The 4451-nt window shown below is 69.4% G+C and carries 7 protein-coding genes; all 7 read right to left on the reverse strand.

The window, feature by feature from the left end:
- Positions 1-120: 120 nt before the first annotated feature.
- A complete protein-coding gene (gene fliQ, locus APY03_RS11860) occupies positions 121-390 on the reverse strand; it encodes a flagellar biosynthesis protein FliQ (RefSeq protein ID WP_068677035.1) in 270 nt (89 codons plus the stop codon).
- 10 nt (positions 391-400) lie between these two features.
- The gene (gene fliP / locus APY03_RS11865; protein ID WP_068677036.1) at positions 401-1165 is read right to left on the reverse strand and encodes a flagellar type III secretion system pore protein FliP; all 765 of its coding nucleotides are present in this window, start codon (positions 1163-1165) and stop codon (positions 401-403) included.
- A complete protein-coding gene (fliO, locus tag APY03_RS11870; RefSeq protein ID WP_068677037.1) occupies positions 1165-1650 on the reverse strand; it encodes a flagellar biosynthetic protein FliO in 486 nt (161 codons plus the stop codon). The genes fliP and fliO overlap by 1 nt, the downstream gene beginning before the upstream one ends.
- Positions 1647-2090, reverse strand: coding sequence for a flagellar motor switch protein FliN (fliN, locus tag APY03_RS11875; RefSeq protein WP_068677039.1), 444 nt, complete (start codon positions 2088-2090; stop codon positions 1647-1649). Before fliN ends, fliO begins: the two co-directional genes overlap by 4 nt.
- Positions 2083-3084: a flagellar motor switch protein FliM gene (fliM, locus tag APY03_RS11880; protein WP_068677041.1), complete on the reverse strand. Its 1002-nt coding sequence runs from the start codon at positions 3082-3084 to the stop codon at positions 2083-2085. Before fliM ends, fliN begins: the two co-directional genes overlap by 8 nt.
- A 27-nt stretch (positions 3085-3111) precedes the next feature.
- Positions 3112-3600, reverse strand: coding sequence for a flagellar basal body-associated protein FliL (gene fliL, locus APY03_RS11885; RefSeq protein ID WP_068677043.1), 489 nt, complete (start codon positions 3598-3600; stop codon positions 3112-3114).
- Between the two features lie 100 nt (positions 3601-3700).
- Positions 3701-4451 (reverse strand): flagellar hook-length control protein FliK (locus APY03_RS40120; RefSeq protein ID WP_198161241.1); only part of this gene is annotated, 751 nt, incomplete at its 5' end.

The raw sequence follows: 4451 nt of genomic DNA on the forward strand, positions 1-4451 counted from the left end.
GTGACTCGCCCGCCGGGGCGAACTCCCGGCCCCGGCCTCAAACCAAAGGCAGCGCAACAAGAGAAGCCCGATGCCCACCACCAACTCCCAGCCCAAAGTTCGACACCCGACGCCCATCCACTACGCGACGAGCTGCGGAATGCTCGAGAACAGCGCGCGGATGTAGTCCAGCATCTGCCCCAGCATCCACGGCCCGGCGATTACCAGCACCGCGAACACGGCCAGCAGCTTCGGGATGAAGGACAGCGTGGCCTCGTTGATCTGCGTCGCAGCCTGGAAGATGCTGATGACGAGGCCCACCACCAGCGCCACCAGCAGCAGCGGCGCGCCGAGCAGCAGGGAAACGTGGATGGCCTGGCTGCCGATGGACATGACCGATTCGGGTGTCATTCCTGGATTCCTAGACGAAGAAGCTCTGGGCCAGCGCGCCGATGAGCAGCTGCCAGCCGTCGGCCATGACGAAGAGCATGAGCTTGAAGGGCAGGGCGATGGATGCGGGCGGCACCATCATCATCCCCATCGACATGAGCACGCTGGCCACCACCAGGTCGATGATCAGGAAGGGGATGAAGATGGTGAAGCCGATCTGGAAGGCGGTCTTCAGCTCGCTGATGACGAAGGAGGGCAGCAGGATGCGCAGCGGCACGTCCTCCGGCCCTTCCATCGCCGGCACCTTGGCCAGCTTGGCGAAGAGTGCGAGGTCGTTCTCGCGCGTCTGCTTGAGCATGAAGGTCTTGAAAGGGGCGATGCCGCGCTCGAGTGCGCGCTCGGTGCCGATCTTGTTTTCGGCAAGGGGCTTGTACGCCTCGTCGTAGACCTTGTCGAAGACCGGCGCCATCACGAAGAAGGTGAGGAAGAGCGACAGGCCCACGAGGATCTGGTTGGGCGGCGAGGCCTGGGTGCCCAGCGCCGTGCGCAGCAGGCCCAGCACGATGAGGATGCGGGTGAAGCTGGTCATCGACAGCACCAGCGCCGGCAGGAAGCTCAGCGAGGTCAGCAGCACCAGCGTCTGCACGCTGAGCGACCAGGTCTGGCTGCCGCCGGGGCCGGGCGTGCTGGTGAGCCCCGGCAGGCCTTGCGCGAAGGCGAGCGCGGGCAGGGTCAGCGCGAGCAGCAGGCCTGCGCGGCGCAGGTGAAGCAGGTGGCGAAGAGCAAGGCGTGGCATCAGGCGCCCGGCTTCGGCTGGATACCCAGCGAGTCACGCAGTTTCTGTGCGAACAGCTCCACCGCCTTCGCGCTGCCGCCATGCGCAGCAGCCGGCGCCGATGCCGCAGGCAGCGCCTGCGCCGGCAGCGAATGCAGCGTGTTGACCTGGCTCGCGGTGACGCCCAGCACCAGCCAGGTCTCGCCCACCTCGACCACCACCACGCGCTCGCGCTGGCCGACCATCGCGCTGCCCACCACCTTGACCAGGGCGCTGCCGCCGAAGCGCGGCAGGCCGAAGCGGCGCGCCAGCCAGGCGCACAGGAAGATCAGGCCCAGCACCAGCACCATGCCGAGCCCCGCCTGCAGCAGACCGGAGGCACCGACGGCCGGCGCGGCCTCGGCGGCGGGCGCGGGCACCGTGGGCAGGGCCGCGTGCGCGCAGAGCGCGGCCGCGCAGGCTGCCAGCACGGCCGCGCCGCGCGCAAGATGGCGGGGCAGATTCATGAACGGCTGAGCTTCTGCATGCGCTCGGAGGGGGTGACGATGTCGGTCAGGCGGATGCCGTACTTGTCGTTCACCACCACCACCTCGCCCTGCGCGATCAGGTAGCCGTTGATCAGCACGTCCAGCGGCTGGCCGGCCAGTCCGTCGAGCTCCACCACCGAGCCTTGCGACAGCTGCAGCAGGTTCTTGATGGTGATGCGGGTGCGGCCGATCTCGGCCATCAGCTGCACCGGCACGTCGAGGATGCGCTCGATGTCCACGGAGCCGGCGGCACTGGCGGCGGTGTTCTGCAGCGGCTGGAAGACCTGGGCGCCGGCGGGTGCCGCCGCTGCGGCGGGAGGGCTCGCCGGCTGGGGCGCCGGGGCGGAGGCCGCGGTCTGCTCGGCCAGGGCGCTGGCCCAGTCGTCCATGTCGCCGCCGGAGGAAGTGTTGTCAGTCATGGTCGCTCTTCGGATCGCTGTCTTTGTGGGAGATCATCTGTTGCACGCGCAGGGCGTAGCGTTCGTTGGAGACGCCGTAGCCGCACTCCATCACGGGAACGCCGTCGACGCGCGCGAGCACGGTTTCAGGCAGCTCGATCGGCAGCACGTCGCCGACCTGCAGGCGCATCAGTTCGCCGATGGTGGTGCCGATGGTCACGAAGTCGGCGGTGAGCGCCACGTCGGCGCTCTGCATCTGCTGGCTCATCTGCTTGACCCAGCGCTTGTCGATCTCGATCTCGTCCTGCACCGGGTTGGACAGCAGGTCGCGGATCGGCTCGATCATCGAGTAGGGGATGCACACGTGCAGGAAGCCGCCCACCGGGCCGAACTCGATCTGCAGCGTGGTGGTGACCACCACCTCGTTGGGCGCCACGATGTTGGCCAGCTTGCCGTGCATCTCGGCGCGGATGTAGTCGAAGGACAGCGGGAACACCGGTTGCCAGGCATCGCCGTAGCACTGCAGGCTGAGGTTGAGCAGGCGCTTGATGATGCGCTGCTCGGTGCGCGTGAAGTCGCGGCCCTCCACGCGCACGTGGTAGCGCCCGTCGCTGCCGAACAGGTTGTCCACGACCAGGAACACCAGCTTCGGATCGAACACGAACAGCGCCGTGCCGCGCAGCGGCTTCAGGTGCAGCATGTTGATGTTGGTCGGCACCGGCAGGTGCCGCACGAATTCGCCGTACTGCTGGATCTGCACCGGGCCGACCGAGACGTCGGGGCTGCGGCGCATGAAGTTCAGCAACGCGCTGCGCAGGTTGCGCGCGAAGCGCTCGTTGATGACCTCCAGCGTGTGCATGCGGCCGCGCACCACGCGGTCGGGCGCGCCGAGGTCGTAGAGCGGCAGGCCGTCGGCCTGGGGCTCGGGCGCGCGGCGCTGGTCGACGGCGCCGCCGGTAACGCCCGACAGCAGCGCGTCGACCTCGTCCTGCGAGAGCACCTGTTCATAGGCCATGGGTGGTGTGTCCGAAGCGAGGGCTGATCACTGCACCACGAAGGTGTTGAAGGAGACGCCGGCGATCGCCTGCGGCTGGGCCTCGGGGGAGAGCGGCCGGTTGAGCTCGGTGCGGATCTCCTCGGCGAGCCTGGCCTTGTCCTGGGTGGACAGCAGCGTCTCGGGTTGGCGGTTCGACAGCAGCAGCAGCAGGCGGCTGCGCAGCTCGGGCATGAACTCGACCAGCTGCGCCTTGGCCTGCTCGTCGTTCACCTTGAGTGCCATGCCGATGTGCAGGAAGCGGCTGCGGCCCTCGGACTGGACGTTGACGGTCAGCGGCTCGAGGGTCACGAAGATGGGCTTGGGCATCGGCTTCGGGGCTGCGGCGGCCGGTGCTTCCTGCGCGAACAGGCTGCTGCGGCTCAAAGCGAAGCCGCCGCCGGCCAGCGCGGCCAGGCTGGTGAGGACCAGCAGTCCGATCAGGAGCTTCGAGGAGCGCGGCGACGCGGCGGTGGGGAGAGAGGGACTGGTGGCCATGGAAAGCAACGTTCGGGTGGTCTTATTCTTGGTTGATGCGCGGCGAAACGAAGCCCCGATCAAGCGGGGGAAAGGGCCTCAGATCGCGCGTTTCGGGAGTTCAGGCGAAGGTGTCGATACCGGCGGTGCGCGACGGTGTGCTCGGGCGGGCGGGCGGCGGCGCGACTGCCGCTTCGCTGCGTCCTGCGCCGGTGTAGCTCGCGCCGTTCGCGGATGCGTTCTGGCGCTGCTCCTGCTGCTGGCCGAAGCCGCCCGCGCCGGCCCAGGGGCGCGATTCGGCGCCGACCGAGGTCTGGCCCAGGCTGATGCCCTGCTCGGCCAGGGTGCTGCGCAGTTGCGGCAGCGCGGCCTCGACCGCCTTGCGCACGGACTCGTGCGCGGAGACGAACATGGCTTGCGCCTGGTTGTCGCCGACGCTGAGGGTGATCTTCAGCGGGCCGAGGCCGGCCGGGTTGAGGTTGAGCTCGGCCACCTGCTGGCCGCCGGCCGTCATGCGCAGCATCTGGTGGCCGAGTGCCGGGGCCCATTCCGCGCTGCCCAAGGGCGGAGTGAGGGTCTGCGCGGGTGCGGGGCTGGTCGCGGGCTGCGTGCGGTCCAGCGCGGGCTGCATGGGGGAGGCCGATGCGAGCACGGCCGGGGGCGCCACGGGCGCGGAGGCTGCCGCTGTGTCTGCCGCCGCCGCTGCAGGGTTGGCGGGTTCCACCGCGGCGGACGTGGCATCGCCGGCGGCCAGCGAAGCCGCGGGCACGACCTTCGCGTCGGTGGCGGCTGAAGCCGTCGCGGTGCCGGCCGCTGCCAGCGTCGTTCTGGACGGCAGGGCGCTTGCCGGGGCAACCGCCGATGCGGCGGCC

Source organism: Variovorax sp. WDL1 (genome assembly GCF_001541225.1).
In the GTDB taxonomy this organism is placed as follows: domain Bacteria; phylum Pseudomonadota; class Gammaproteobacteria; order Burkholderiales; family Burkholderiaceae_C; genus Variovorax.

Bases quoted from the DNA above. Each gene is read 5' to 3' on its own strand.
- fliN (WP_068677039.1), bottom strand. From the start codon at position 2,090: ATGACTGACAACACTTCCTCCGGCGGCGACATGGACGACTGGGCCAGC.
- fliO (WP_068677037.1), bottom strand. From the start codon at position 1,650: ATGAATCTGCCCCGCCATCTTGCGCGCGGCGCGGCCGTGCTGGCAGCC.
- fliM (WP_068677041.1), bottom strand. From the start codon at position 3,084: ATGGCCTATGAACAGGTGCTCTCGCAGGACGAGGTCGACGCGCTGCTG.
- fliP (WP_068677036.1), bottom strand. From the start codon at position 1,165: ATGCCACGCCTTGCTCTTCGCCACCTGCTTCACCTGCGCCGCGCAGGC.
- fliQ (WP_068677035.1), bottom strand. From the start codon at position 390: ATGACACCCGAATCGGTCATGTCCATCGGCAGCCAGGCCATCCACGTT.
- fliL (WP_068677043.1), bottom strand. From the start codon at position 3,600: ATGGCCACCAGTCCCTCTCTCCCCACCGCCGCGTCGCCGCGCTCCTCG.